This window comes from Pseudacidovorax sp. DMC4 (assembly GCF_056314265.1).
In genome coordinates this window covers 135,696-161,553 of sequence record NZ_JBQUYR010000004.1, presented here as the reverse complement: position 1 = coordinate 161,553, position 25,858 = coordinate 135,696, and the positions used below count along the sequence as shown (strand labels likewise).

Annotated in this window: 23 protein-coding genes and 2 tRNA genes; 9 read left to right on the top strand and 16 right to left on the bottom strand. The window is 69.0% G+C overall.

Going from position 1 to position 25,858, the window contains the following annotated elements:
* Positions 1-38: 38 nt before the first annotated feature.
* The 3 genes from ACT54X_RS09485 (at position 39) to ACT54X_RS09475 (ending at position 3,286) form a co-directional block, all read left to right on the top strand.
* Positions 39-1,172 carry an HPP family protein gene (locus ACT54X_RS09485; protein WP_476346189.1) on the top strand — a complete coding sequence of 378 codons (1,134 nt, stop codon included), beginning with the start codon at positions 39-41 and terminating at the stop codon, positions 1,170-1,172.
* Positions 1,173-1,265: 93 nt separating this feature from the next.
* A complete protein-coding gene (locus ACT54X_RS09480; protein WP_294367183.1) occupies positions 1,266-1,973 on the top strand; it encodes a c-type cytochrome in 708 nt (235 codons plus the stop codon).
* Positions 1,970-3,286: a c-type cytochrome gene (locus ACT54X_RS09475; RefSeq protein WP_294367179.1), complete on the top strand. Its 1,317-nt coding sequence runs from the start codon at positions 1,970-1,972 to the stop codon at positions 3,284-3,286. Before ACT54X_RS09480 ends, ACT54X_RS09475 begins: the two co-directional genes overlap by 4 nt.
* Positions 3,287-3,432: 146 nt before the next feature.
* Here the strand turns inward: ACT54X_RS09475 and ACT54X_RS09470 are convergent, their stop codons facing one another.
* The 9 genes from ACT54X_RS09470 to ACT54X_RS09430 form a co-directional block, all read right to left on the bottom strand.
* Positions 3,433-4,416, bottom strand: a complete 984-nt coding sequence (locus tag ACT54X_RS09470) for a tripartite tricarboxylate transporter substrate binding protein BugE (protein WP_294367176.1) — start codon at positions 4,414-4,416, stop codon at positions 3,433-3,435.
* A gap of 150 nt (positions 4,417-4,566) precedes the next feature.
* Positions 4,567-5,181 (bottom strand): response regulator transcription factor, encoded by a 615-nt coding sequence (locus ACT54X_RS09465; RefSeq protein ID WP_294367173.1) that lies wholly within the window; start codon positions 5,179-5,181, stop codon positions 4,567-4,569.
* A complete protein-coding gene (locus tag ACT54X_RS09460; RefSeq protein WP_476346185.1) occupies positions 5,178-7,355 on the bottom strand; it encodes a sensor histidine kinase in 2,178 nt (725 codons plus the stop codon). Before ACT54X_RS09460 ends, ACT54X_RS09465 begins: the two co-directional genes overlap by 4 nt.
* Positions 7,356-7,437: 82 nt before the next feature.
* A tRNA-Ser gene (locus tag ACT54X_RS09455) sits at positions 7,438-7,525 on the bottom strand.
* Between the two features lie 98 nt (positions 7,526-7,623).
* On the bottom strand, positions 7,624-8,883 hold the full coding sequence (hemW, locus tag ACT54X_RS09450) for a radical SAM family heme chaperone HemW (protein ID WP_476346183.1): 1,260 nt from the start codon (positions 8,881-8,883) through the stop codon (positions 7,624-7,626).
* Positions 8,880-9,488, bottom strand: coding sequence for an RdgB/HAM1 family non-canonical purine NTP pyrophosphatase (rdgB, locus tag ACT54X_RS09445; protein ID WP_294367163.1), 609 nt, complete (start codon positions 9,486-9,488; stop codon positions 8,880-8,882). The genes hemW and rdgB overlap by 4 nt, the downstream gene beginning before the upstream one ends.
* A 23-nt stretch (positions 9,489-9,511) precedes the next feature.
* A complete protein-coding gene (gene rph, locus ACT54X_RS09440) occupies positions 9,512-10,243 on the bottom strand; it encodes a ribonuclease PH (RefSeq protein WP_017760655.1) in 732 nt (243 codons plus the stop codon).
* Positions 10,244-10,325: 82 nt separating this feature from the next.
* Entirely contained in the window at positions 10,326-11,228 is a 903-nt protein-coding gene (locus tag ACT54X_RS09435; protein WP_294367156.1) for a PP2C family protein-serine/threonine phosphatase, read from the bottom strand.
* Positions 11,225-12,238, bottom strand: coding sequence for a serine/threonine protein kinase (locus ACT54X_RS09430; protein ID WP_294367153.1), 1,014 nt, complete (start codon positions 12,236-12,238; stop codon positions 11,225-11,227). Before ACT54X_RS09430 ends, ACT54X_RS09435 begins: the two co-directional genes overlap by 4 nt.
* Before the next feature lie 119 nt (positions 12,239-12,357).
* Here ACT54X_RS09430 and ACT54X_RS09425 point away from each other — a divergent pair, with 119 nt between their 5' ends.
* The 4 genes from ACT54X_RS09425 (at position 12,358) to ACT54X_RS09410 (ending at position 16,484) form a co-directional block, all read left to right on the top strand.
* Positions 12,358-13,275: a YicC/YloC family endoribonuclease gene (locus tag ACT54X_RS09425; RefSeq protein WP_294367152.1), complete on the top strand. Its 918-nt coding sequence runs from the start codon at positions 12,358-12,360 to the stop codon at positions 13,273-13,275.
* A 5-nt stretch (positions 13,276-13,280) separates the two neighbouring features.
* Positions 13,281-13,901, top strand: a complete 621-nt coding sequence (gene gmk / locus ACT54X_RS09420) for a guanylate kinase (RefSeq protein ID WP_017758911.1) — start codon at positions 13,281-13,283, stop codon at positions 13,899-13,901.
* Positions 13,902-13,923: 22 nt separating this feature from the next.
* Entirely contained in the window at positions 13,924-14,127 is a 204-nt protein-coding gene (rpoZ, locus tag ACT54X_RS09415; RefSeq protein WP_017758912.1) for a DNA-directed RNA polymerase subunit omega, read from the top strand.
* Positions 14,128-14,228: 101 nt separating this feature from the next.
* Positions 14,229-16,484 carry a RelA/SpoT family protein gene (locus ACT54X_RS09410; protein WP_294367148.1) on the top strand — a complete coding sequence of 752 codons (2,256 nt, stop codon included), beginning with the start codon at positions 14,229-14,231 and terminating at the stop codon, positions 16,482-16,484.
* A 37-nt stretch (positions 16,485-16,521) separates the two neighbouring features.
* On the opposite strand, the gene greB is transcribed toward ACT54X_RS09410, so the two are convergent.
* The 4 genes from greB to orn form a co-directional block, all read right to left on the bottom strand.
* A complete protein-coding gene (greB, locus tag ACT54X_RS09405; RefSeq protein WP_294367146.1) occupies positions 16,522-17,088 on the bottom strand; it encodes a transcription elongation factor GreB in 567 nt (188 codons plus the stop codon).
* An 83-nt stretch (positions 17,089-17,171) separates the two neighbouring features.
* Positions 17,172-17,248 (bottom strand) — tRNA-Arg (locus ACT54X_RS09400).
* 428 nt (positions 17,249-17,676) lie between these two features.
* The gene (locus tag ACT54X_RS09395) at positions 17,677-19,599 is read right to left on the bottom strand and encodes a DEAD/DEAH box helicase (protein ID WP_294367144.1); all 1,923 of its coding nucleotides are present in this window, start codon (positions 19,597-19,599) and stop codon (positions 17,677-17,679) included.
* A 275-nt stretch (positions 19,600-19,874) separates the two neighbouring features.
* On the bottom strand, positions 19,875-20,459 hold the full coding sequence (gene orn / locus ACT54X_RS09390) for an oligoribonuclease (RefSeq protein WP_294367142.1): 585 nt from the start codon (positions 20,457-20,459) through the stop codon (positions 19,875-19,877).
* A gap of 69 nt (positions 20,460-20,528) precedes the next feature.
* Between orn and ACT54X_RS09385 the strand changes: the two genes are divergently transcribed.
* Both ACT54X_RS09385 and rsgA read left to right on the top strand, forming a co-directional pair.
* The gene (locus ACT54X_RS09385; protein WP_294367139.1) at positions 20,529-21,797 is read left to right on the top strand and encodes a M48 family metallopeptidase; all 1,269 of its coding nucleotides are present in this window, start codon (positions 20,529-20,531) and stop codon (positions 21,795-21,797) included.
* 61 nt (positions 21,798-21,858) lie between these two features.
* Positions 21,859-22,773 carry a ribosome small subunit-dependent GTPase A gene (gene rsgA, locus ACT54X_RS09380; protein ID WP_294367621.1) on the top strand — a complete coding sequence of 305 codons (915 nt, stop codon included), beginning with the start codon at positions 21,859-21,861 and terminating at the stop codon, positions 22,771-22,773.
* A 75-nt stretch (positions 22,774-22,848) separates the two neighbouring features.
* On the opposite strand, the gene hisC is transcribed toward rsgA, so the two are convergent.
* The 3 genes from hisC to ACT54X_RS09365 form a co-directional block, all read right to left on the bottom strand.
* On the bottom strand, positions 22,849-23,934 hold the full coding sequence (gene hisC / locus ACT54X_RS09375; RefSeq protein WP_294367137.1) for a histidinol-phosphate transaminase: 1,086 nt from the start codon (positions 23,932-23,934) through the stop codon (positions 22,849-22,851).
* 62 nt (positions 23,935-23,996) lie between these two features.
* Positions 23,997-24,992 (bottom strand): CobD/CbiB family protein, encoded by a 996-nt coding sequence (locus ACT54X_RS09370; RefSeq protein ID WP_294367135.1) that lies wholly within the window; start codon positions 24,990-24,992, stop codon positions 23,997-23,999.
* A 75-nt stretch (positions 24,993-25,067) separates the two neighbouring features.
* Positions 25,068-25,826, bottom strand: coding sequence for a CoA pyrophosphatase (locus ACT54X_RS09365; RefSeq protein WP_294367132.1), 759 nt, complete (start codon positions 25,824-25,826; stop codon positions 25,068-25,070).
* Positions 25,827-25,858 lie beyond the last annotated feature (32 nt).

Here is a 25,858-nt window from a genome sequence, read left to right as displayed (position 1 = left end):
CCCGCCGGCAGCCGCGCGCCGGCATTGCCTGCGTGACCATGCCATCTCTCTCCTGGGCCGATCTGGCGGCCCGCTTCCGTCCCGCCGCCGCCCGGGTGGACGCCCGCGAACGGCTGCGGGCCTTCGCCGGTGCCGGGCTGGGCATCCTGCTCACAGCCCTGATCGCCCGCTGTTGGGCCCTGCGCACCGGCATGAGCGCCCCCTGGCTGGTGGCCCCGCTGGGCGCCAGCGCGGTGCTGGTGTTCGCGGTGCCGGCCAGCCCGCTGGCCCAGCCCTGGGCCGTGGTGGGCGGCAACACCGTCTCGGCGCTGGTGGGCAGCGCCTGCTCCCTGCTGATTCCCGACCCGGCCTGGGCGGGCGCGGTGGCGGTGCTGGCGGCCATCGCCGTGATGTTCGCGCTGCGCTGCCTGCATCCGCCGGGCGGCGCCTCGGCCCTGCTGGCGGCGCTGGGCGGCGTGGGCTTCGGCTTCGCGCTCTTTCCGATGCTGGTCGACTCGCTGCTGCTGGTGCTGGCGGGCATGCTCTACAACGGCCTGACCGGCCGGCGCTATCCGCATGCGCCGCAGGCCCCGGCCCCCGCGTCGGCGGCCGACCGCTTTTCTGCCGCCGACCTGGATGCGGCCCTGGCCCATTACAACCAGGTGCTGGACGTGAGCCGCGACGACCTGCAGGACATCCTGCAGTACGCCGAATCGGCTGCCTACGAGCGCAACTTCGGCCAGTTGCAATGCGCCGAGGTGATGTCGCCCGAACCGGCGTCGGTGCAGTTCGGCACACCGCTGGACGAAGCCTGGGCGCTGATGCGCACGCGGGGCGTGAAGGCCCTGCCGGTGGTGGACCGCTCGCAGCGCGTGGTGGGCATCCTGACGCGGGCCGACTTCCTGCGCCATGCCGGCTGGGAGCAGCACGAAGGCGTGGGCGAGCGCCTGCGCACACTGCTGCGGCGCGACGGCCTCACCCATTCCGACAAGCCCGAGACCGTCGGCCAGATCATGACCCGCGAGGTGCGCGTGGTGAGCGGCCACCGCCGCATCGCCGAGCTGGTGCCGCTGTTCGCCGAGGCGGGGCATCACCACCTGCCGGTGATCGATGCCGACAAGCGGCTGGTGGGCATCATCACGCAGTCGGACGTGGTGCGCGCGCTTCACCGGGCCACCCGCCCCGCGGGTTGAGGACGCAACGGAGCCACGGAGTCGACCATGAAGAAAACGGTGACGAGACGACAAGGCGGGCCGGAGGCGGCTCGCGCGCGGCAGGGACCCGGCGTGCGCCCACGCCTTGCACGCGGGGTCGTGCTGGCCCTGGCACTTCTGGCCGGCACGCTGAGCAGCGCCCAGGCCGCCGACGAGATGCAGCGCCGCATGGCCGCCTGCACCACCTGCCACGGCCGCGAGGGGCTGGCGACCAATTCCGGCTACTTCCCGCGGCTGGCGGGCAAGCCGGCCGGCTACCTCTATGACCAGCTTCGCAGCTTCCGCGACGGCCGGCGCCAGCAGGCCGACATGAACCACCTGCTGGCCCAGCTCTCGGATGCCTACCTGCGCGAGATGGCCGAGTACTTCGCCGGGCTGGACCTGCCCTATCCCGCGCCCACGCCCTCCGACCTGCCGGCCGCCGAGCTGGCACGCGGCCGGGCGCTGGTGTTCGAAGGCGATGCAACGCGCGGCATTCCGGCCTGCGTGCGCTGCCACGGACCGGCGCTCACCGGCGTGCAGCCGGGCATTCCGGGGCTGCTGGGGCTGCCGCGCCTGTACATCGCCTCGCAGTTGGGCGCCTGGGTCACGGGCGACCGGCGCGCACTGGCACCCGACTGCATGGCAGAGGTCGGAAGGCGGCTCAAGAGCGAGGACATCCGCGCCGTCGCCGGTTGGCTGGCCGCGCAGCCGGTGCCGGCGAACTACAAGGCCGTGCCCCCGTCGGCCCTGCCCGCGGGCCTGCCGGTGGCGTGCAGCGCGATGGAGGCGCACCAATGAGCGCGCCCCGTGCTGCCGGGACCGAAGCCCGCCTGTTCGGATTCCGACGCGTTGCCCTGTGGAGCGGATTGGCCCTCGCCGCCTTGCTCGCCGCACTGGCGACCACCGTGGTGCTGCTCAACCTGCGCGGCGAAGCCCCGATCCGCGGGGACCTGCCGCCGCCCGCGGCCTCGGCCGCGCAGCTCGACCGCGGCCGCTACCTGGCCATTGCCGGCAACTGCGCTGGCTGCCACACCGCCCGAGGCGGCGCCGCCTATGCAGGCGGGCGCGGCATCGAGACGCCCTTCGGCACGCTGTATGCCGGCAACCTCACACCCGACCCGCTCACCGGCCTCGGCCAGTGGAACGCCGACCATTTCTGGCGCGCCCTGCACCATGGCCGCTCGCGCAACGGGCGGCTGCTGTATCCGGCCTTTCCGTACACCAGCTTCACGCAGGTCACGCGCGAGGATTCGGACGCGCTCTTCGCCTGGCTGCAGAGCCTGCCGCCGGTGACGCAGGCCAACCGGCCGCACACGCTGCGCTTTCCCTACGACACGCAGGTCGCGCTGGCCGTGTGGCGGGCGCTGTTCTTCCGGCCGGCCGAGTTCGTGCCCGAGCCCGGTCGCTCGGCCGAGCACAACCGCGGCGCCTACCTGGTGCAGGGCCTGGGCCACTGCATCGCCTGCCACGGCAGCCGCAACACGCTGGGCGCAACCGATGTGAGCCGCGGCCTGGCCGGCGGCATGCTGCCCGGCGAGAACTGGTATGCACCCGCACTCGACGCGCCGCACGAGGCGGGCGTGGCCGGCTGGCCGCTGCAGGACATCGTGGCGCTGCTCAAGACCGGCCGCACCGAGCATGGCTCGGTGCTGGGCCCCATGGCCGAGGTGGTGTACCGCAGCACGCAGCACATGAGCGACGCGGACCTGCAGGCGATGGCGCTGTACCTGAAGGAGCTGCCGCAGCAGCCCGCGCCGCCTGCCCCCACCCAGCCACCGCACCGCAACGTGTCGCTGCTGGCCCGCGGCGAGAAGATCTATGCCCAGCAATGCGCCTGGTGCCACGGCGACCAGGGCCAGGGGGAGCCGGGCGCCTTCCCGCCGCTCGCGGGCAACCGGGCAGTCAACCTGGCCAACCCGGTCAACCTGGTGCAGGTGGTGCGACGCGGCGGCTACCCGCCGGCCACCGAGGGCAATCCGCGCCCCTACGGCATGCCTCCCTTCGGCCATGTGCTGAGCGATGAGGACATTGCCGCGGTGCTGAGTTATGTGCGAAGCAGCTGGGGCAATACGGGGGCAGAAGTCACGCTGCGCGAAGTCATGCAACGCTGAAGGCGAGCATCCAGCTCCGCGCGCCGCGGCTGTCGCGCAGCACAACGGAGAGCTGAAACGACAACGCCCGCGCGGACAGGCCGAGCAGGCGGGCTTGGTGGTGCAGGCCGGCTGGCGTCACGGAGCGCCGGCCAGCCGCGGGCGCATCAGTTGTCGAGCGTCAGCTTCTGCTTCTGCACCACGTCCTTGTAGACCGCGTACTCGGCCTTGATCTGTTCAGCAAACTGCTCGGGCGTGTTGGCCACGATGATCGAGCCGGTGTCTTCGATGCGCTTGCGCACGGCCGGGTCTTCGAGGGCCTTCTTGGTGCCCATGCTGATCTTGTCGACCACCTCCTTCGGCAGGCCCTTGGGCCCCAGGATGCCGTAGTAGGCCATGCGGTTCACCGGCTCCAGGCCCACTTCCTTGAAGGTGGGCACATTGGGCAGCTCCTTCAGGCGCTGCGGCGCGGCCACCACGATGGGCACCAGCTTGCCGGCCTTGATGAAGGGCAGCGCCGAGGGCAGGTTGTCGAAGATCATGGGCACCTGGCCCGCCACCACATCGTTGAGGGCCGGACCGGCGCCGCGATAGGGAATGTGCGTGATGAAGGTGCCGGTCACGCTCTTGTAGAGCTCCATCAGCAGGTGGCCGATGCCGCCGGTGCCGGAGGTGCCGTACGAGTACTTGCCCGGGTTCTTCTTCAGCTCGGCAATGAAGCCCGCGTAGTCCTTGGCCGGAAAGCTGGGGTTCACGGCGATCACGTTGGGCGTGGCCGCGATGTTGATGATGGGCGTGAAGTCCGTCAGCGGGTTGTACGGCGTCTTGGGGTTGATCGCCGGATTGGCGGCCGTGCTGGACACGGTGGCCACGCCCAGCTTGTAGCCGTCCGGCGTGGCGCGTGCGGTTTCCAGCGCGCCCACGGCGCCACCGCCGCCGGCCTTGTTGACCACCACCACCGGCTGACCCAGGATCTTGCCCAGCGGATCGGCAATGACGCGGCCCACGATGTCGGTGGTGCCGCCGGGTGCGAAGGGCACCTGCAGCTCGATCGGCCGCTCGGGATAGCCTTGCGCGAATGCGGCGGGCGCCGCAACGAGGGCGGCGAGCACGGCGCCACCCGCCAATGCCTTCCAGTGACTGCGTTGCATGGTTGTTTCCTTCTGTCGTGATCGGGAGCGGCCTCGTTGCGGGCCGGCCGGCAGTGTGGCGCGGCGGCGGGGCGGCGTCGTCCGTAGCCGCGGGCCGGCGGCCTCCGTGGCGCTACGCAGGGGTTATCCCCAATCCCGGCACGTGCAGTTCTAAAGGCCGTGCTCGCGCAGGAAGCGGTACAGCCCGTGGCTGTTGGCCACGCCCAGCTTGGCGAAGACATGGGCGCGGTGCGTCTCGATGGTGCGCAGCTCCACCGGGGCCAGCTCCTGCGCGATCTCCTTGTTGGGCTTGCCCTCGGCCACCAGCCGCGCCACCTGCATCTCGCGCGGCGTGAGCTTCTGCCACAGCGCCTGGGCGGCCTGCAGCGCCTGGCGGCGCTCGGCGCCGGCCTGGGCCTTCTCCAGCGCCTTGGCGACGGCGGCCAGCAGGCGCTCGTCGTTGCAGGGCTTTTCGAGCCAGCCGAGCGCACCGTTCTGCACCGCCTCCACGGCCATGGGAATGTCGCCATGGCCGGAGAGGAAGAGCACCTCCAGCGCGCTGTCCCGCTGCCGCAATGCATCGAAGACCTGCAGCCCGCTCATGCCGCCCAGGCGCAGGTCGAGGATGACGCAGCCGGGATGCTGCAGGTCCACGCCGGCCAGGAAGTCCTCGCCGCTTTCGAAGGTGCGCACCGCATAGCCGCGTGACAGCAGCAGCAGGCCCAGCGAGCGGCGCACGGCCTCGTCGTCGTCGACGACACACAGGTTGTTGGCGGGCAGGGTCATGGGCAGGCGATGGGCAGTTCGAGCGTGAAGATCGTGCCGCCGCCTTCGCGTCCGGCAAAGAACAGGCGGCCGCGGTGGGCCTCGACGATGGTGCGGCAGATGTTCAGGCCCAGGCCGAGCCCGCCCGGGCGCGTGGTGAAGAAGGGCTCGAACACCTGGTCGGCGATGGCCGGATCGATGCCCGTGCCGCGGTCGGCCAGCTGCAGCTGGATGCAGCCCTCGCGCGGATGCGCCTCGATCTCGAGCCGGCGCTCCGCGGCCGGCACCGCGCGCATCGCATGCAGGCTGTTGGAGACCAGGTTGAGCAGCACCTGCTCCAGCAGCACGCGGTCGCCGCGCAGCAGCGGCAGGTCGTCGGGAATGCGCACCTCGGGCGTCACCTGGGACTCCCGCAGTTCGCCGCGCAGCAGGGCCAGCGCCTGCGCCACCAGCGTGGCGAGCGCGCAGTCCTCCGCGCCCGCGGTGCGCTGGCGCACGAAGCCGCGGATGCGCCGCACGATCTCGGCGCTGCGCTGGGCCTGCGCGATGGTGTCGTCCAGGCTCTGGGTCAGCAGTGCGCCCTCGCCGCGTTGCGCGAAGGCCTTGGCCGCACTCGCAAAGCTGCTCAACGCCATCAGCGGCTGGTTCAGCTCGTGGGCCAGCGTCGAGGCCATCTCGCCCAGGCTGGCCAGGCGCTGGGCATGCTGCAGCTGCGCTTCGTTCTGGCGCTGCTGCAGCTCGGCGCGCCGCTGCTCGGTCACGTCGACCACCGAACTCATCCAGCCCGCATGCCGGCCCTCGGCGTCGATCAGCGGCGCGGTGTAGACCATGGTGATGACCTCGTGCCCGTCCTTGTGCCGCAGTCGCGACTCGTGGCCATCGGGCGCGCTGCGGCCACTCATCATGGCGTCGTAGTGGTGCCAGTGGCGCGTGACCTCGTCGGGATGCCAGTAGGGATAGGGCGGCAGCCGGCCCAGCAGTTCACCGGCCTCGAAGCCCGTCATCTGGCAGAAGGCGGGATTGACGTAGGTGATGCGCCCCTCCATGTCGCGCGCCCGCATGCCCACGGGCAGCGCGTCTTCCATGGCCTTGCGGAAGGCATGCGCCTCGCCCAGGGCGTGGGTGCGCTCCTCGACGCGCAGCTCCAACTCGCGGCGGGCGTCGCGCTGCTCGGCAAAGCGCCGCTCGCGCAGGCGCCAGTAGAGCCCGCCCAGCAACAGCAGGCTCAGGCACAGCACGGCGACCATCCACGCGCTCTCGCGCGTGCGCAGCACCTGGTCGTGGTCGGCCATCACCGTCAGCGTCCACGGCAGGTCTTCCACCGGCTCGCTCACCGCCAGGAAGTGGCGGGCCTGACCGTCGATCTGCGTGCGGATCAAGGCGCCGGGCCGGTCGCCGTCCCGCGCCACCTTCCAGGGCAGTTGCGGAAAGCTGGCACGCGGACCGTACTGCTGGTCGCGCCGCACCTGCGCCAGCCCCTCGGCATCGACCGGCCGCGTGGCGTGGTAGAGCCACTGCGGCACGGAGCTGAGGAAGACGATGCCCCGCGCATCGGTGAGCAGGATCGGATCCTTGGCGATGCGCCAGGACTCCTGCAGCTGCCGCAGGCTGACCTTGACGGTGACGACGCCCAGCACCTGGTCACCGTCGCCCCGTACCGGCGCCGAGATGAACAGTCCGGGCTCGCCGGTGGTCTGCCCCACACCGTAGAAGCGCCCGCTGCGGCCCGCCAGCGCCTCGGTGAAGTACGGGCGGTTGGCATAGGAATGGCCGACGAAGCTCTGTGGCGCGGCCCAGTTGCTGGCGGCCAGCGTGACGCCGTGCGCGTCGATGAGATAGAGCACGTCGGAGCCGGCCAGCCGGTTGAGTTCTTCGAGGTAGCGGTTGGCGCTCTGGCCGAGCGCGGCCTGCCCGGGCGCGTTCAGCAGCGCGAGCACCACAGGGTGCAGGGCCGCGGTGAAGGGCAGGTGCCGGTAGCGGCCGGTGGCATCGCGCAGGCCCGAGAGCTGGACCTCTGCCGCGCGGCGGATTTCGTCGGCCTGGTTGCGGGCGGCGCGGTCGGCGGCCCATTGGCCGGCGAGGGCGATGATGAGGACGGCTGCGGCGAGAAGGGCGCTCCAGGCGGCAAGACGGCGCCAGCGGGGCGAAGCCCGGAGAGCGGCGACATCACTGGTGAGCGAAGCGTAAGGCGGCATGAGCGGGCCGCAATTTTCATGCAGCGACGCTTGGCGGAGTCAGCGGGCCGGATAGTCCGTTGATGCGGAGGGAAGCCAAGATTGGCGGAAGCGGTGAGATTCGAACTCACGGACGGTTGCCCGTCGCCGGTTTTCAAGACCGGTGCAATCGACCACTCTGCCACGCTTCCTGGGTCGGCCTTCTGCGGCGGCGCCGTGTGGCGCCCGAAGGCGAAAAGAGGCCGCAAGTGTAAGGGCAGCGCAGCACCCTTTCGCGGGTGGGACGGCCTCAGTCCCCCGCACCACCTTCCGGCAGGAACATCGCCTGCAGGTCGCTCAGAAAATCCATGCCCCGCTCGGTGGGCCACACGCGGTGCAGGTCGCGCGCCAGCAGGCCGCGGGCTTCGGCCTCTTCCAGCGGGCGGCGGATGGCGCTGATGGCCAGGCCGGTGCGCTCGCCAAACTGGGCCAGCGTGAAGCCTTCCTTCAGCCGCAGCGCATTCAGCATGAACTCGAAGGGCAGGTCGGCCAGTGCCACGTCGTCGCTCTGGGCCACGGCCTGGCCGGCCAGGGCCTGCGCCATGTAGCGCTGCGGGTCGCGCACGCGCACCTGCCGCACGATGCGGTGGGCAAAGCTCAGCTTGCCGTGCGCACCCGCGCCCAGGCCCAGGTAGTCGCCGAACTGCCAGTAGTTGAGGTTGTGCGTGCAGCTGTGGCCCTGCCTTGCATAGGCCGACACCTCGTAGCGCGCCAGGCCCGCGGCCGCCGTGCGCTCGGTGATGCGGTCGAGCATGGCGTAGGCGATGTCGTCCTCGGGCAGCACGGGCGGGTGCTTGGCGAAGAAGGTGTTGGGCTCGATGGTCAGGTGGTAGATCGACAGGTGCGGGGGCGCAAGGGCCAGGGCCTGGTCCAGCTCGGCCTCCAGGCCCTGCGGCGTCTGCCCGGGCAGCGCGTACATCAGGTCGAGATTGAAGGTCTCGAAGGCCTGGGCGGCTTCTTCGACGGCGGCGATGGCTTGGCGGCGGTCGTGCACGCGGCCGAGCGCCTTCAGGTGCGCGTCGTCGAAGCTCTGCACGCCGACCGACAGCCGCGTGACGCCCGCGGCGCGGTAGGCGCGGAAGCGGTCGCGCTCGAAGGTGCCGGGGTTGGCCTCCAGCGTGATCTCGCAGCCGGGCTCCAGCCGCAGGCGGGCGCGCACGGCGCCGAGCAGCCGGTCGATGCTTTCGGGCGCGAACAGGCTGGGCGTGCCGCCACCCAGGAAGATGGTGTGCACGGTGCGGCCCCACACCAGGGGCAGCGCGGCATCCAGATCGGCGATCAGGGCGTCGATGTAGCGCTGCTCGGGCACGGCCGCCGCATCGCCCTCACCGCGCCACTCGTGCGAGTTGAAGTCGCAGTAGGGGCACTTGCGCAGGCACCAGGGCAGGTGGATGTATAGCGACAGCGGCGGCGATGCGGCCAGTTGCAGCGGGCCGGGCCGCATCATGTGCAGCACGTCGTTGGCCTGCGGCGCCACGGCCACGACGGGCTGGATCGGGATGCTGCTCATCCGCCCAGGGCCCAGCGCTCGCGCATCAGGGCCAGCATGGCGCGCGCGGCCTGGCCGCGGTGGCTGTGGGCGTTCTTCACCTCGGGCGGCAGTTGCGCGAAGGTCTTGCCGAACTGGGGCAGGAACATCACCGGATCGAAGCCGAAGCCGTGCTCGCCCACCGGCTCGGTGGTGATCTCGCCGACGGCGCGGCCCACGGCGACCAGCGGCTCGGGGTCCTCGACGTGGCGCAGCGCGACCAGCGTGCTGACCAGCGCGGCGCGGCGGTTGGATTCGCCGCGCAGCTGCGCCAGCAGTGCCTTGACGTTGTTGGCGTCGCCCTTCTCGTAGCCGAACTGCGTGGCGTAGTAGGCCGTGTCCACGCCAGGCAGGCCGCCGAAGGCGTCGACGCACAGGCCGGCATCGTCGGCAATGGCGGGCAGGCCGGTGGCCGCGCTGGCGTGGCGGGCCTTGGCCAGCGCGTTCTCGACGAAGGTGCGGAAGGGCTCCTCCGCTTCGCCCACGCCCAGCTCGGACTGCCGCACGAGCGTGAGCCCCAGCGTACCGAAGAGCTGCTGCAGCTCGGCCAGCTTGCCCGCGTTGTTGGATGCGAGAACCAGTTTCATGGATGTCTCGTACGCGCGCGTGCTCAGGCGATCTGCAGCGCCTGCTTCTGCAGCTGCACCAGCTCGGCGATGCCCTTGTCGGCCAGCGCCAGCAGCTGGTTCATCTCGTCGCGGCTGAAGGCGGCGCCCTCGGCCGTGCCCTGCACTTCCACGAAGTGGCCGGCGCCGGTCATCACGACGTTCATGTCGGTGTCGCAGGCAGAGTCTTCGACGTATTCCAGGTCCAGCAGCGGCGTGCCCTGCACGATGCCGACCGAGATGGCGGCCACATGGCTGCGGATGGGCGACGCGGCCAGCGTGCCGGCGGCGATGAGCTTGGCAACGGCGTCATGCGCGGCCACAAAGGCGCCGGTGATGGCGGCCGTGCGGGTGCCGCCATCAGCCTGCAGCACGTCGCAGTCGAGGTAGATCGTGCGCTCGCCCAGCGCGGCCAGGTCGAACACGGCACGCATCGAGCGGCCGATGAGTCGCTGGATCTCCTGCGTGCGGCCGCTCTGCTTGCCGCGTGCGGCCTCGCGATCGCCGCGGGTGTGGGTCGCGCGCGGCAGCATGCCGTACTCGGCGGTGACCCAGCCTTCGCCGCTGCCGCGCTTGTGCGGCGGCACCTTCTCTTCGACGGAGGCGGTGCACAGCACGCGGGTCTGGCCGAACTCGATGAGGACGGAGCCTTCGGCATGGATGGTGAAGCCGCGGGTGATGCGCACGGGGCGGAGCTGGTCGGCGGCGCGGCCGCTGCTGCGGATGAAAGGGCTCATGTGAATCTCTGGATCGGAAACGTGGAAAAGCAAGGCGATGGCCGCGGGCCCGGAAGGCTCGCCGTGCAGCACCTTGCGCGGATCAGTTCTTTCGGGCGGCGGAGCGCCGTATCGCCTCGTTGATCTCGGCGATGGAGCGCTCGATGGCGGCCTCGTCGAGCTCGTCGTGGTCTTCCTCGCCCGGCAGCCCGGCCTGGATGCTGGAGGCAAAGACGTCCGGCCCGATGCTGTCGGTGGAAACGCCCGGCTCGGAGCCGGGCGCATCGGGCGTCTCCCACTCCACCGCGATCAGCGTGACATTGTCGGAGTGACTGCCGCCGCGGCGCAGGGCCATCTCGACGAGTTCGGGCGCCGCATCGGCCACCGGGCGGGCGCCGAGGGTGCGGACCAGCAGCGCGTCCTCGACCACGCTCCAGAGCCCGTCGGAACAGAGCATCAGGCGGTCGCCCTGCTGCAGGGACAGCGGCTCGGACAGATCGAACAGCGGCGGCACCGGCGAGCCCAGGCAGGTCTGCAGCAGGTTGCGGTTCACCGGCATGGCGCCCCCCTCGGCACGAGGCCGCTCGGCATTGGAGTGGTCTCGCGTGCGCACCATCAGCCGGTTGCCCCGCACCGCATACAGGCGCGAATCGCCACAGTGGACCCAGGTGGCGCAACCCTGCTGCAGCACCGCCACCACGATGGTGGTGCGCGGCGTGTCGAGCATGGCCTTGCCGCTGGCGTAACGCATGATCTGCTGGTGGGCCGCCATGACCGCCGCCGCGAGGAAGGCGCGCACGTCCTTGAGCACGGGCCGCGCCTCGCGCTGGAACAGCGCCGCCACCGCCTGCAGCGCGATCTGCGCCGCCACCTCGCCTTCCGGATGGCCGCCCATGCCGTCGGCCAGCACGAACAGCGCCGACTCGCGGGTGTAGCAGTAGCCCATGCGGTCCTCGTTCTTGAGGCGCCCGCCCTTGCGGCTGACCTGGAAGACGGAGAACTTCATGACGCCGCCGGACGGGTGGTGGGCGTGCCGGCCTTGGCCAGCGGCTTGCGCTCCGTGGCACGCATGTTGTCGATCGACAGGCGCATGCGCTCGGCCACCGACAGCTTGGTGTAGCGGCGCTCGCCCTCGCGGCCCAGCTCCTTCTGCAGCGCGAAGACGGACTGGGGCCGCGACAGCGGGTCGAGGGCCATGCACCACTCGACCACCTCGATCAGGTCGTCCGAGTACACGCCGCGCATGCGCGTGAGCGACAGGCCCAGGCGGTCCTTGTCGAGCCGCTGGGGGGCGTCCAGCGGCGGATAGCCGTGCATGCAGGCGTACATGCAGGCGCCCACGGCATAGATGTCGGTCCACGGGCCCATGGAAGAGTCGCGCCGATACATCTCGGGCGCAGCAAAGCCGGGCGTGTACATGGGCCGCACGAAGTTGCCCTCTTTGGAGAGCACCTCGCGGGCGGCGCCGAAGTCGATCATCACCGCGCGGTCGTCGTCGGTGATGAAGATGTTGGCGGGCTTGATGTCCAGGTGCAGCATCTTGTGCTGGTGCACCACACGCAGACCGCGGAGGATCTCGTCGAACAGCGAGCGGATGGTCGACTCGCGCAACACCTTGGCGCGCTTGAGTTCGCGGGCGGTGACGATGAAGTCCTGGAGCGTGGCGCCTTCCAGGTAGTTCATCACCATGTAGACGGTCTCGTTCTCGCGGAAGAAGTTGAGCACGCTCACCACCGAGGCATGGGCGATCTGCGCCAGGGCCCGGCCCTCCTCGAAGAAGCTCTTGAGTCCGAGTCGGTAGAGCGACAGCTTTTCGGGCGCCACCTGCGGAATGAGGCTGCCGTCCTCGCGCGTCACGAGCGACGAAGGGAGGTATTCCTTGATGGCGACCTGCTGGCCCGCCTTGTCCACCGCCAGGTAGACCACGCCGAAACCGCCGGAGGAAATGCGTCGAACGACTCGGTAGCCACCGATCACCGTGTCCGGCATCAGGGGCGACGGTTTGACCTTTGACATAATCGGAGGCTTCGCCCGAAGAGGTGAGGCGGCAAGCCCGTCGATCCACATGAGAGAGGGTGCCGGCCCGTCGCTTCTGCGGGGCTTGTCAGACGAACACGAGCCGAGAGCGAGGTGCAATGGCAGTTTACAGCATGACCGGTTACGCCAGCGGCCAGAGCCGCGCGTCGAGCGCGGACGCGCCCGCGGGCGAGGAACGCCCGGGCCCTCGCCTCGGCCTGGAGCTGCGCGCCGTCAACAGCCGCTTCCTGGACCTGAGCTTCAAGCTGCCCGAAGAGCTGCGCCAGCACGAGCCGGCCCTTCGCGAACTTCTCACCCGCCGCCTCAAGCGCGGCAAGGTCGAGATGCGTGGCTCGGTCGAGACCGGCACGGACGCGGCGGTGGCCGAGCCCTCCGTGCGCCTGCTGCAGCGGCTCAACGGCGTCCAGGACGCGGTGCGTGCCTGGCTGCCGACGGCCCGCGAGCTGAGCGTGGCCGATGTGCTGCGGCTGGCCGGCAGCGACGGCGGCCGCACGCTGCCCGCCGAACAGTTCGATGTCGTCGCTCTCGCCACCTCCGTGGTGGACGACCTGATCGCCGCGCGCCAGCGCGAAGGCGGCCGGCTCGTGGCCTTGCTGCAGGAGCGGCTGCAGGGCCTGCGCGCCCTGGCCGAGCAGGCGGAACCGCTCGTGCCCCGGCTCGTGGAGCAGCAACGCACCCGCTTTCTGGAGCGCTGGCAGGAAGCCATGGGCCTGACCGCGGGCAGTGCGACGCCCGAGACCGCGCAGGACCGCGCGCTCTCCGAGGCCACCGCCTTTGCGATCCGCATCGACGTCGCCGAGGAACTGGGCCGTCTGCGCGCCCACCTCGACGAGATCGACCGGCTGCTCACCAAGGGCGGCGAAGTCGGCAAGCGGCTCGACTTCCTGATCCAGGAACTGCACCGCGAGGCCAACACACTCGGCTCGAAGTCGGCGGCACTCGAACTCACCCGCATCGGCGTCGACATGAAGGTGCTGATCGAGCAGATGCGCGAGCAGGTCCAGAACATCGAATGAGCGCCATGGAATATCCCGGAAACCTGTTTGTCGTCGCGGCGCCGAGCGGCGCCGGCAAGTCCAGCCTGGTCAAGGCCTTGCGCGAGCTGGATTCGGCGGTCAACCCGTCGGTCTCGCACACCACCCGTGCGCCGCGCGGGCAGGAAAAGCACGGCCGCGAGTACTTCTTCGTCTCGCCCGCCGAATTCGACGCCATGGTGCAGGCCGAGGCCTTCCTCGAGTGGGCCAATGTGCATGGCCACCGCTACGGCACGTCCAAGCGCGCGGTGGAAGAGCGCATCGCCTCGGGTGCCGACGTGATCCTGGAAATCGACTTCCAGGGCGCGCTGCAGGTGCGCAAGGTGTTCGCCAACGCGGTGCTGATCTTCATCCTGCCGCCGAGTTGGGAAGAGTTGCGCTCCCGCCTGGAGCGCCGCGGCGAGGACGCCCCCGAGGTCATTGAGCTGCGCCTGCAGAATGCGGCCGAGGAGATGACGCAAACCCGTGAATTCGACTACGTTATAATCAACGAGTTATTTGAACGCGCGCTTTTCGACCTCAAAGCGATCGTTCACGCGCAGCGGCTTCGCTACTCTGCCCAGCGCCGCGCCCGTGCCGACACCTTCGCGGCACTGAACATTCCCTGACACTTCATCAAGGCATACCGTCATGGCCCGCATCACCGTCGAAGACTGCCTGCAGCAGATCCCCAACCGCTTCCAGCTCGTCCTGGCGGCCACCTATCGCGCCCGCATGCTGAGCCAGGGCCATGCGCCCAAGATCGAGAGCAAGAACAAGCCCGCGGTCACCGCCCTGCGCGAGATCGCCGATGGCAAGGTCGGCCTCGAGATGCTCAAGAAGGTTCCGGGCTGATTGCCGCCACCTCTCGCAACTCCGGCGAAGAACAAGCACCTTTCGAGGTGCTTTTTTTGCGCCCGGAGACCGCGGGACGCTTCAGCGGCTAAAGTCGAAGCATGAGTGTGGTCCTTCCCTCTTCCGCATCCGGCGCGGCGCCGGCGCCCGGCAAGGCGCCGACCGCCGCGCTGAATGCGGCTGCGGCCAGCTTCGCCGCGCTGACTGCGCGACTGGACTATCTGGCGGCGGAGGATGTGGACCTGGTGCGCCGCGCCTACCGATTTGCCGACGAAGCCCATCTCGGCCAGTTGCGCAACAGCGGCGAGCCCTACATCACGCATCCCATCGCCGTCGCCGCCCAGTGTGCCGAGTGGAAGCTCGATGCCCAGGCCCTCATGGCCGCGCTGCTGCACGACGCCATCGAAGACTGCGGCGTCACCAAGCCTGAATTGGTCGAGCGTTTCGGTTCGGCGGTGGCGGAACTGGTGGACGGCCTCACCAAGCTCGACAAGCTTCAGTTCGACACGCGCGAGGAGAACCAGGCCGAGTCCTTCCGCAAGATGCTGCTCGCCATGGCGCGCGACGTGCGCGTCATCCTCATCAAGCTGGCCGACCGCACGCACAACATGCGCACCCTGAGCGATGCGCCGCGGGCCAAATGGGGCCGCATCGCGCGCGAGACGCTGGACATCTACGCCCCCATCGCCTACCGCCTGGGGCTCAACCAGACCTACCGCGAGTTGCAGGAGTTGTCGTTCCGGCATCTCAAGCCCTGGCGCCACGCGATCCTGACCAAGGCCGTGGCCAAGGCCCGCAGCCGCCGGCGCGATCTCATCCAGAAAGTGCAGCGCGACGTGGAGACGGCGTTTGCTGCCGCCGGCCTCCAAGTGCGTATCGCCGGCCGCGAGAAGACGCTGTATTCCATCTACCGCAAGATGGACGACAAGCACCTGAGCTTTGCACAGGTCACCGACATCTACGGCTTTCGCCTGATCGTGCCCAGCACGATCGCCTGTTACACGGGCCTGGGCGTGCTGCACCAGCTGTACAAGCCGCACCCGGGCAAGTTCAAGGATCACATCGCGATCCCCAAGATCAACGGCTACCAGTCGCTGCACACGACGCTGGTGGGCCCTTCGGGCGTGAACGTGGAGTTCCAGCTCCGTACCGAAGCGATGCATGTGGTCGCCGAGTCCGGCGTGGCGGCACACTGGCTTTACAAGGCCGTCGGCGATGCAGACCAGGGCGAGCGGCTCAGCGCCAAGTGGCTGCAGTCGCTGGTCGACATCCAGGACGAGACGCGCGACGCGCGTGAGTTCTGGGAACACGTCAAGGTGGATCTGTTCCCGGACGCGGTCTATGTCTTCACGCCTCGCAGCGAGATCCTGGCGCTGCCGCGCGGCGCCACGGTGGTGGACTTTGCCTATGCAATCCACACCAACGTGGGCCACCACGCCTCGGCAGCCCGCATCAACGGAGAGCAGGTGCCGCTGCGCACCGAACTCAAGAACGGCGACGTGGTCGAGGTGATCACCGCGCCGGTCTCCACGCCCAACCCGGCATGGCTGGGTTTTGTGCGTACCGGGCGGGCCCGCTCGAAGATCCGCAATTACCTCAAGACCCTCGCCCAGGCCGAGTCGGAGCGCCTGGGCGAAAAGCTGCTGTCCCAGGCGCTGCGTGCCGAGGGCGTGCGCAAGCTGCCGGGAATCGAAGCGGACTATCAGGCGATCTGGGACAAGCTGCTGCGCTTCACCGGCAACCGCAACCGCGAAGACCTGATGACCGACATCGGCCTCGGCAAGCGGGTGGCCAGCATCGTGGCCAAGCGGTTGATGACGCTGCTGGCCGAGCGTGGCGAGAAGCCCGATGCGCTGCTGATGAGCCGCGAGCGCTTCACGGCGCATGAGAACGTCTCGCAAGGCGCGGTCACGCTGGACGGCAGCGAAAACTCATCCGTGCGCTTTGCGCTGTGCTGCCGCCCCGTGCCCGGCGATCCGATCGTGGGCTATCTGGGCCATGGCGAAGGTCTGGTGGTCCACACCGACGCCTGCGGGGTCGGCCAGCGGCTGCGCCACAAGGACGCCGAGCGCTTCTTCGCAGTGGAATGGGCCGACGAGCCCGTGCGCAGCTTCGAGACGGGCATCCTCGTGACGGTTCGCAACGACAAGGGCGTGCTGGCGCGCGTCGCCTCCACCCTCGCCCGGGCCGAGGCGGACATCACCCACGTCGAGATGCCAGACGAAAGCCAGCAGGATTCGACCGACCTGCGCTTCGTCATCGCTGTGCGCGACGCAGCCCATGTCGAATCCGTGCTGCGCGCCGCGCGGCGTACACCGTCCGTGCTGTCGGCACGGCGGATCGTGCCCGCGCCCTGAGCGCCCCCCGCCGTCGCCCGCCCGCGCTGTGGTCCGATCAGAGGGAAGCCGGCGCCGGGTACACGACCTCGACCACCTCGATCTCCTGCGTACCGCCGGGTGTCACCAGCTTGAGCGCATCGCCCACGCGGGCCTTGAGCAAGGTCCGCGAGATGGGCGCGATCCAGCTTACCTGGCGTTGTGCGCTCTCCGCCTCGTCGATCCCCAGGATGGTGACCGTGTGCTCCTCGCCGGATTCGTCCGCGTAGGTCACGGTAGCGCCAAAGAACACCTGGTCGCTGCCGTAATGGGCCGACGGATCGGTCACTTCGGCGATCTCCAGGCGTTTGGTGAGAAAGCGGATCCGCCGGTCGATTTCTCGAAGCCGCTTCTTGCCGTACAGGTAGTCGCCGTTTTCCGATCGGTCACCATTCTTGGCGGCCCAGTGGACGGCCTCGACCACCTTGGGACGCTCCACATCCATCAATGACAGTAGTTCGGCACGCAGGCGCTCATAACCTGCCGGCGTGATGTAGTTCTTGCCACCTGGGGGTAAGGGCGGGAGGCCGCCCGCCTCGTCGTCCTCATCACCGTTGTCGCGTTCCTTGGTGAAGGCTTTGCTCATGCGCGAACTCCCTCAAAAGTTTCGGACAAAGAAAAACGGGCTAGCGCTTGTGGCGCTAACCCGTTGTTCCCCATAGGGAAATATGGTGCGGCTGGCAGGAATCGAACCCACGACCCCTTGGTTCGTAGCCAAGTACTCTATCCAGCTGAGCTACAGCCGCTGAGCTTTCTAGTATAGCACGACATTTTCGTGGCGCCAACTATCAAGCAAAACTTTCTTCGTTTCTTCCGTCCTGGTAGGCCGTGCTGGGCTTGAACCAGCGACCAAAGGATTATGCCTACCACTTCAGCTTTCGCTGCCCGTTTCCGGTTCGTGGTCTGGACTCTGTCTTGCCTTTCGGCCTTCCCGTCGAGTCTCTACACGTTCCCCTTTCGGGGCTTCGCTCGGCGTTGGCCTGGCGCTCGGAAGAGCACGTTAGCGTTCGCCGAATTTGAGAAGTTCTACTTCAAGGCAGAGTGAACTTACCTTGAGCAACCCGTCGGGCTTCATCCGTTGGCGCCGAGGCACCTTTAGGCTGATGCCCTTCAAGTCCTCTGCTCTAACCAACTGAGCTAACGGCCCGAAGAGGTGAGATTATGACACGATTTTTTAGCCTCTGTCACGCGGAACGAAGGCACGACCCGAAAAAGATTTGCCGCCGGGGCCACGACCGGCGCCCGAAGGACGACCGTCGCGCGCAGCAGGCGCGGGCCGGCGGCTGTCGCCGTGCGAGCGGGGACCGCCAAAGCCCTCGCCATGCCCACGGCCGCCAAAGCCTTCGTTGTGTCCACGATGACCTGCGAAGCCTTCGCCAGAACGTTGGCCGCCGCCGAAGCCCTCTTGACGGCCGCGATGGCCGCCACCGAAACCGTCGTCGCCCTGAGGCCGGCCAAAGCCACCCCCTGCGCGAGCGCCACCGTCGAAACCCTGCGAGCGCTGGCCGCCATGACGCGCGCCGCCCGAGGACTCACCCCAGCCCTGCGCACGGCCACCGCCGGCAAAGCCAGGCGAGCGACGGCGGTCGTCTCCTTGGCGACCGGCCGGACCACCACGGCCCCGGCCCGCGCCGCCACGCGGCGGCTGGGCCGTCGGCGCACGGCGGGTCGGCTCCATGCCTTCGATCACTTCGGGCTGGAACTGCTGCTTGGTGAAGGCTTCGATGTCGAAGATGCGGCGTTGGTCGCGGAACTCGGCGAAGGTCACGGCGATACCATCGCGGCCCGCCCGCCCGGTACGGCCGATGCGGTGGGTGTAGTCCTCCGCCTTCATCGGCAGGCCGAAGTTGAAAACGTGACTGATCGTCGGCACGTCGATGCCGCGGGCAGCGACGTCGGTGGCCACGAGGATCTGCACTTGGCCGTTGCGCAGCGCCATGAGTCGACGGTTGCGCAAGCCCTGGCTCAGCGCCCCGTGCAGCGCCACGGCGGAGAAGCCGGCCTGCTGCAGGTCATTGGCCAGGCCGTCGCATTCGATCTGCGTGCTGGCGAAGACCACGGCCTGCTGGATGGCCGTGTCACGCAGCCAATGATCGAGCAGCGCACGCTTGTGGCTGGCGTGGTCGGCCCAGTGCAGCACCTGACGGATGTTGGCGTGCTTCTGCTGCGGGCTGTCGATCTGCACCTTGCGCGGCTCGCGCATCACGCGGGCGGCCAGTTGCTGGATGCGCGGCGCAAAGGTGGCGCTGAACATCATGGTCTGCTGGCGCTGGATGGTCAGCTGGTTGATCTCGGCGAGGTCGTCGGCGAAGCCCAGGTCGAGCATGCGGTCGGCCTCGTCGACGACGAGGAAGCGCACCTGATCCAGCTTGATCTGCATCGAACGCTGCAGGTCCAGCAGCCGGCCGGGCGTGGCCACCACGAGGTTGGCGTTCTGCAGGCGGGCGATCTGCAACTGGTAGGGCATGCCGCCCACCACGTTGGCGATGCGCAGGCCGCGGCAGTGGCGCACCAGTTCGATGGCGTCGTGGGCCACCTGCTGAGCCAGTTCGCGCGTGGGGCACAGCACCAGCGCGCCGGGGACGGCCGCCTTGAAGTTGCGCGACTGCGTCGGATTGACGCGGCGGGGCTTCTTGGGCGGCGCTTCGCCGCGGGCGGCGGCTTCGGCCACCAGGCGGGCATGCTCGGCCTTGGCCTCTTCTTCTTCGCGCTGCTGTTGCAACAGCAGCGTGTGCAGCACGGGCAGCAGGAAGGCGGCGGTCTTGCCGCTGCCGGTCTGGCTGGAGACCATCAGGTCGACGAAGCCGGCCGCGCTGGCGTCCTGCTCTTCGTTGCCGGGCATGGCCATCGGGATGGCCTTCGTCTGGACGGCGGTGGGTTCGGTGTAGCCCAGGTCGCGCACGGCGGCGACGAGTTCGGGCGCCAAGCCGAGTTTGGCAAAAGGATGCGGGCCCTCGGGCGCAGCAGGCTCGGCGACGACGTCGTGGGCCAGGACGGCTTCGGGCGCGTCGGCGCGGCCATCAGCCACGATTTCAGTGGAAAAGGAAGGGTCGAGCACAGGCGCAGCAGCGCCCTGCTCATGCAGGGAGTCGGTCATAAAACTGATCGTGAACGCACGCCGCCCCGCAGGGGCAGGCACGTTGGAGGTTCAGAAAAACATCAACCATCCAACGACGATCGGCGCGCAGGCGATCCGTGTAAGAGGATCAGGCGCCGTGGTCGGGTTCATCGAGCTGTTCCGCTGTGTGCGGGAGCCGCCGACCAATGTGCAAGAAGGGAGATGCGCAACCTCGCTGCGGTCATGGTTTTGCAGCGAGCCCACGATTATGGCAGGAGTTCAGGGTTTTGCCTAATCCCGCTTTGAGCAAATGTTCAATCGTGCAGGCGCAGGAAGGTGTCGCGGTAGTGCAGCAACTCGTCGATGGACTCGTGCACGTCGGCCAGCGCCGTGTGGGCCTGTTGCTTCTTGAAGGCGGCATAGGCGGCGGGCTTCCAGCGCTTGGCCAATTCCTTGAGCGTGCTGACGTCGAGGTTGCGGTAATGGAAGTAAGCCTCCAGCCGCGGCATGTACTTGACCAGGAAGCGCCGGTCCTGCCCGATGGTGTTGCCGCACATCGGCGAGCCGCTGCGCGGCACGTAGCGCATGAGGAAGTCGATGAGCTGCTGCTCGGCAGCGGCTTCGTCGAGGGTGGAGGTGCGCACCTTGTCGATCAGGCCGCTGCGGCCATGCGTGCCCTTGTTCCACGCGTCCATGGCGTCGAGCACGGCGTCGCTCTGGTGGACGACGAGCACGGGGCCGTCGATACGCACCGACAGGTCGGGGCTGGTGACGACGACGGCGATCTCGAGCAGGCGCTCCTTCTCGGGATCGAGGCCGCTCATCTCGCAGTCGAGCCAGACGAGGTTCTGATCGCTCTTGGGGAGGGCCGGGGCAGAAGAGGCTTGGGATGCGGACATCGGGGCATTCTCGCCCACAGTCACCCGCGCCCCGTGTGGCCGGTGGGGCGCCACTACACTGCGCCACGCATGTCCGCCTCCCTTGCCTTCACCCTTCTTTTCGCCGTCGCGCTGAGTGCCGGATTGCTGCTGCGCTTCTGGCTGGCGGCACGTCAGATCCGCCATGTGGCCCGGCACCGCGATGCCGTGCCCGCGCCTTTTGCCGGCGCCGTCGATCTGGCAGCACACCGCAAGGCCGCCGACTACACGGTCGCGCGCATGCGCTTCGGCCTGATCGAAGCCGCCTGGGGCGCGGCCACCCTGATCGCCTGGACCTTGCTGGGCGGCCTGGACCTGCTGGACAAGACGCTGGCCACCTGGCTCGGCGCCGGCATGTGGCAACAGCTCGCGCTGCTTGGCGCCTTCAGCCTGATCGGCGGGCTGATCGACCTGCCCTTCACGTGGTGGCAGACCTTCCGGCTCGAAGAGCGCTTCGGCTTCAACAAGATGACGCCCAGGCTCTGGCTGGCCGACCTGCTCAAGGGAACGGCACTGGGCGTGGCGCTGGGCCTGCCGCTGGCCGCGCTGGTGCTCTGGTTGATGGGTGCGGCCGGGCCGCTCTGGTGGCTGTGGGCCTGGGTGGCACTCGCGGGCTGGACGCTGCTGCTGCAGTTCATCGTCCCGACCTGGATCGCCCCGCTGTTCAACAAGTTCTCGCCGCTGGAGGACGAATCGCTCAAGCAGCGCGTGCAGACGCTGATGACCCGCTGCGGTTTCGCGGCGAAGGGCCTGTTCGTGATGGACGGCAGCCGCCGCAGCGCCCACGCCAATGCCTACTTCACTGGCTTCGGCCGGTCCAAGCGCGTGGTGTTCTTCGACACGCTGCTGCGGCAGCTCACACCGGGCGAGGTGGAGGCCGTGCTCGCCCACGAGCTGGGCCACTTCAAGCACCGCCACATCACTCGCCGCATGGGCCTGATGCTGGTGCTGAGCCTGGCGGCCTTCGCACTTCTGGGCTGGCTGTCGGCCCAGGCCTGGTTCTACACCGGGCTGGGCGTGCAGCCGCACATGGCGGCGCCCAACGACGCGCTGGCGCTGCTGCTGTTCATGCTGGTGGTGCCGGTGTTCAGCTTCTTCGTCTCGCCGGTCATGGCGCGCATGTCGCGTCGGGACGAATTCGAAGCTGATGCCTTCGCGGCCACGCATGCCGACGGTGCCGACCTGTCCCGCGCCCTGCTCAAACTGCACCAGGACAACGCGTCCACGTTGACGCCGGATCCGGTCTATGTCGGCTTCTATTACTCGCACCCGCCGGCGGCGCAGCGCCTGGCGCGGCTGCAGCCGGCCGCGGTGGCCTGAGGCAGCCGTGGGCCGCAGCAAGCACAGTACGCCCGCCGGCACCGCACCCGCCACGGCAACGATGCAGGCGGGGCTGGTGGTCGGCAGCCATGGCCGCCACTGCCTGGTGGAGTCGCCCGACGGCGAGCGCCGCATCTGCCACCCGCGCGGCAAGAAGAGCCAGGCCGTGGTGGGCGACCGGGTGCAATGGCTGCCAAGCACCGACGAGGGCACCATCGAACGGGTGGACACGCGCCGCAATCTGTTCTACCGCCAGGACGAGATCCGCACCAAGTCCTTCGCGGCGAACCTGGACCAGATCCTGATGCTGGTCGCGGCGGAACCCGACTTTTCGGAGCATCAGCTGGCGCGGGCGCTGATCGCCGCCGAGGCGGAGCACATCCGCGCGCTGATCGTGCTCAACAAGAGCGACCTGCCCGGTCTCTTCTCGCCGGCCTGGGAGCGGCTCGCGCCCTACCGCCGCATGGGCTACGGGGTGCTGCCCCTTTCGTTGAAGGACACCGGCGCCTCGGGCCTGGCCGAGGTGCAGGCCGAACTGGCAGGCCGCACCACGCTCATCCTCGGCCCCTCGGGTGTGGGCAAGAGCACGCTGGTCAACCGGCTGGTGCCTTCGGCGCTGGCGCAGACGGGCGAGATCTCGCAGGCACTCAATTCGGGCCGCCACACCACCACGACGACCACTTGGTACTGGATGGACAAGCCAGCCGGGACGGCCTTGATCGACTCGCCCGGATTCCAGGAATTCGGCCTTCACCACATCGAGCCCACGCAATTGCCGGCGCTGATGCCCGACATCGCGGCCCACACGGGCGAATGCCGCTTCTACAACTGCACGCACCGGCACGAGCCTGGGTGCGGCGTGATCGCCCATGTGGAAGGTGACGAGCGCAACGGCAACAGCGACGCGGACATCAGCGCGATGCGCTACCGCATCTACAACGAACTCTTCGACGAGCTGAGCCGGCCGGCGTACTGAAGGGCCACGGGCTGCGCCCCGCCTCCCAGTCGCAAGCCGGGCATGCCGGCGCGACTGCCGCGCCGAACCTCAGCCTCAGCCCTCCAGGATCGCCTGCAGCGCCTCCACCAACACCCCGCACTGCGCCCGCGTGCCGATGCTGATGCGCAGCCACTGGTCGATGCGCGGCTGCCGGAAATGCCGCACCAGCACGGCCCGCTCGCGCAGCGCTGCCGCCAGGGTGGCCGCGTCGCGCTGCGGATGGCGCGCGAACACGAAATTGGCCTGCGAAGGCAACACTTCGAAGCCGAGGTCCTCCAGCTGCAGCGTCAGCCCTTCGCGCGTGTCGATCACCGCGCGGCATTGCGCGCTGAACCACTCGTCGTCCTCGATGGCCGCCTGTGCGCCGGCCTGGGCCAGCCGGTCGAGCGGGTAGGAGTTGAAGCTGTTCTTGATGCGGGCCAGGGCTTCGATGAGCGGCGCCTGCCCCAGCGCAAAGCCCACGCGCAGGCCGGCCAGCGCGCGCGACTTGGAGAGGGTCTGCACCACCAACAGGTTAGGGTGCGCCTCGACCAGTGCCGCGGCGCTGCTGGCGCCAAAGTCCACATAAGCCTCGTCGACCAACACCACCCGCATGGGGCAGGCGCGCAGCAACTGTTCGATGGCGTCCAGGGGCAGCCCCTGCCCCGTCGGCGCATTCGGATTGGCGATCACCACGCCCGCGCAGCCCTGCTCCGCCCGCCGGGCCAGGGCGTCGATGTCGATGCGCAAGGCCTCGTCCACCGGCACCGCCTCCGCCTCGATGCCGTGCAGCTGGGTCCAGACCCGGTAGAAGCTGTAGGTGACATCGGGAAAGAGCAGGGGCTCGCCGCGCTGGAAGAAAGCCAGGAAGGCGTGGCTCAGCACCTCGTCGGAGCCGTTGCCGACGAACACCTGCGCGGGCTGCAAGCCATGACGGCGGGCGATGGCCTCGCGCAGCGACGTGGACTCAGGATCGGGATAACGCTGCAGCCCTTCACGCGCGGCCTCGGCGATGGCGGCAATCACCCGCGGCGACGGCGGACTCGGATGCTCGTTGGTGTTGAGCTTGACCAGGTTGGCGATGCGCGGCTGCTCGCCGGGCACATAGGGCTCGAGCCCCACGACACGCGGGCTCCAGAAGACAGGATAGGGAGGGGACATGTCGCTCACCATGCGGTACAAGACCGCTGAGGAAGATGAAAGAGAGAAGACGACGCGGGCCTTCAGCCCAGCAGGCGCGCCAGCGTCAAGAGCGCCAGCAGCAGCATCCACAGCACCACCGAGCGCCACACCAGGCCCACGACGCTGCGCAGATGGGCCGGCTCGGGCTCTCGCCCCGCCGTGCCGCCACCGGCCGACATGGCAGGACCGGGCTGGTCGGCAGCATCCACCAGCGCGTCGGCCAGCGGCCGGCTGGGCCGCAACTGCTCGCCACCCAGGCGCACATTCAGCGCCCCCGAGGTGGCAGCCAGGATCACGCCATCGTTCACTCCCGCGAAATGACGCGCGTCGTTGCGCCAGCAGTCGATGGCTTCCTCGAAGCTACCGACCACCGCGAAGCCCAGGGCCGTGATGCGGGCGGGGAGCCAGTCGATCACCGTCCATGCGCGGTCCGCGGCCTGCTGCACCCAGACGCTTGCCGGCTGACTCATGGCGTTGTGCTTGTAGGCCCAATAGCGGCCGACGAACTCGCTCATGCGATAGAACACCGCCCCGGCCGGCCCCAGGCCCAGCAGCGCACCCAGCGAGAACCAGGCAAGCACGCCCAGCACATGGCGGTGCGCCGCAATGACCGAGTACTCGATCACGTGTCGCACGATCTCGCTGCGCGGCAACTCGGCCGCGTCGACCCGCTGCCAGCGTGCGAGCAGGCTGCGCGCGAGCGCCTCGTCGCCCACATCCAGCGCGTCGCGAATCTCCGTGAAGTGATGGCTGAACTGTCGGAAGCCCAGCGTGACGTAGAGCACGCCCACGCCCCAGACCAGCGCAAAGGGCGCGCCCAGCGTGAGCATCAGCAGCCAGTGCAGCCCCAGTGCCAGCAGGCTGGGCACCCCCACGGCCAGCGACCATGCGACCCATCCGTGGTGCGGCTTGCCGGCATCGAAGTTGCGGCTCGTCCAGCGTGTCCAGGCCAGCGCCGCGCGAGCTGCCGGGTTGTCGGATGCCAGCGGCCGGACCTGCTCGATCAGCAGCGCGCACAGGATGGCAAAGAAGCTCATCGAGGAATCATAAGACGGCCCTGAAGCCCGCCACGGACTCCGGCGGCGCAGCCATCGCTGGCACGCACAGTGCCGTCATGCGACCAGGAAACGGTAGAGATTGCGCAGCATGCCCGCTGTGGCGCCCCAGACGAAGCGCTCGCGACTGCCGTCCTGGTACGGCATCGAGAAGAAGTGCCGCGCCGCGGGGCCCTCGCCTTCCACCTGATGGCGACGATGGTGGGCAGGGTTCATCAGGAAGGCCAGCGGCACTTCGAACACATCCGCCACCTCGGCGGGATTGGGTCGCAGCACAAAGCCGGGCTGCACCAGCGCGACGACCGGCGTCACGACAAAGGCGGTGATGGTGGTGTAGGTGGGCAGTTCACCCAGCACCTCGACGAAGCCCGCCTCCAGTCCCACCTCCTCCCACGCCTCGCGCAAGGCCGCGGCAGCGATGCTGGAATCGCCGGGATCCACCCGCCCGCCCGGAAAGGCGATCTGGCCCGAGTGCGTGGACATGCGGGTGGCGCGTTCGGTCAGCAGTACCGTGGGCTCATCCCGCTGCACGATCGGCACGAGGACGGCAGCAGGGGCGGGGTTGCGGCGCGTGAGGCTCGGCTCCCTGCGGACTTCGGGGGTCCACGTCACGCTGTGGGGCGTGGAAAAGCGCTCGCGCAGGGCCGCAGCCGTCAGACGGGCGGCAGGCACCGCGGGCAGGTCGCGGTCGATGCGGGTCACCGGCACGGCGCGCGGATCCGTCACCGCCCCAGCCGGCGTGCCGACCGCGTTGACCACCTCGGGCGGTGCATGGCCCGGGCTACCGGAAGAAGGAGGTTCAGGACTCAGGGACATGGCGGTGCACTGCAATGAAAAAGGCCGCCCGA

What these genes read in the sequence shown, in the direction of transcription:
- ACT54X_RS09485 (WP_476346189.1), top strand. Translation starts at nt 39, where the DNA reads ATGCCATCTCTCTCCTGGGCCGATCTGGCGGCCCGCTTCCGTCCCGCC.
- ACT54X_RS09475 (WP_294367179.1), top strand. Translation starts at nt 1,970, where the DNA reads ATGAGCGCGCCCCGTGCTGCCGGGACCGAAGCCCGCCTGTTCGGATTC.
- ACT54X_RS09470 (WP_294367176.1), bottom strand. Translation starts at nt 4,416, where the DNA reads ATGCAACGCAGTCACTGGAAGGCATTGGCGGGTGGCGCCGTGCTCGCC.
- ACT54X_RS09465 (WP_294367173.1), bottom strand. Translation starts at nt 5,181, where the DNA reads ATGACCCTGCCCGCCAACAACCTGTGTGTCGTCGACGACGACGAGGCC.
- ACT54X_RS09460 (WP_476346185.1), bottom strand. Translation starts at nt 7,355, where the DNA reads ATGCCGCCTTACGCTTCGCTCACCAGTGATGTCGCCGCTCTCCGGGCT.
- hemW (WP_476346183.1), bottom strand. Translation starts at nt 8,883, where the DNA reads ATGAGCAGCATCCCGATCCAGCCCGTCGTGGCCGTGGCGCCGCAGGCC.
- rdgB (WP_294367163.1), bottom strand. Translation starts at nt 9,488, where the DNA reads ATGAAACTGGTTCTCGCATCCAACAACGCGGGCAAGCTGGCCGAGCTG.
- rph (WP_017760655.1), bottom strand. Translation starts at nt 10,243, where the DNA reads ATGAGCCCTTTCATCCGCAGCAGCGGCCGCGCCGCCGACCAGCTCCGC.
- ACT54X_RS09435 (WP_294367156.1), bottom strand. Translation starts at nt 11,228, where the DNA reads ATGAAGTTCTCCGTCTTCCAGGTCAGCCGCAAGGGCGGGCGCCTCAAG.
- ACT54X_RS09430 (WP_294367153.1), bottom strand. Translation starts at nt 12,238, where the DNA reads ATGTCAAAGGTCAAACCGTCGCCCCTGATGCCGGACACGGTGATCGGT.
- ACT54X_RS09425 (WP_294367152.1), top strand. Translation starts at nt 12,358, where the DNA reads ATGGCAGTTTACAGCATGACCGGTTACGCCAGCGGCCAGAGCCGCGCG.
- gmk (WP_017758911.1), top strand. Translation starts at nt 13,281, where the DNA reads ATGGAATATCCCGGAAACCTGTTTGTCGTCGCGGCGCCGAGCGGCGCC.
- rpoZ (WP_017758912.1), top strand. Translation starts at nt 13,924, where the DNA reads ATGGCCCGCATCACCGTCGAAGACTGCCTGCAGCAGATCCCCAACCGC.
- ACT54X_RS09410 (WP_294367148.1), top strand. Translation starts at nt 14,229, where the DNA reads ATGAGTGTGGTCCTTCCCTCTTCCGCATCCGGCGCGGCGCCGGCGCCC.
- greB (WP_294367146.1), bottom strand. Translation starts at nt 17,088, where the DNA reads ATGAGCAAAGCCTTCACCAAGGAACGCGACAACGGTGATGAGGACGAC.
- ACT54X_RS09395 (WP_294367144.1), bottom strand. Translation starts at nt 19,599, where the DNA reads ATGACCGACTCCCTGCATGAGCAGGGCGCTGCTGCGCCTGTGCTCGAC.
- orn (WP_294367142.1), bottom strand. Translation starts at nt 20,459, where the DNA reads ATGTCCGCATCCCAAGCCTCTTCTGCCCCGGCCCTCCCCAAGAGCGAT.
- ACT54X_RS09385 (WP_294367139.1), top strand. Translation starts at nt 20,529, where the DNA reads ATGTCCGCCTCCCTTGCCTTCACCCTTCTTTTCGCCGTCGCGCTGAGT.
- rsgA (WP_294367621.1), top strand. Translation starts at nt 21,859, where the DNA reads ATGCAGGCGGGGCTGGTGGTCGGCAGCCATGGCCGCCACTGCCTGGTG.
- hisC (WP_294367137.1), bottom strand. Translation starts at nt 23,934, where the DNA reads ATGTCCCCTCCCTATCCTGTCTTCTGGAGCCCGCGTGTCGTGGGGCTC.
- ACT54X_RS09370 (WP_294367135.1), bottom strand. Translation starts at nt 24,992, where the DNA reads ATGAGCTTCTTTGCCATCCTGTGCGCGCTGCTGATCGAGCAGGTCCGG.
- ACT54X_RS09365 (WP_294367132.1), bottom strand. Translation starts at nt 25,826, where the DNA reads ATGTCCCTGAGTCCTGAACCTCCTTCTTCCGGTAGCCCGGGCCATGCA.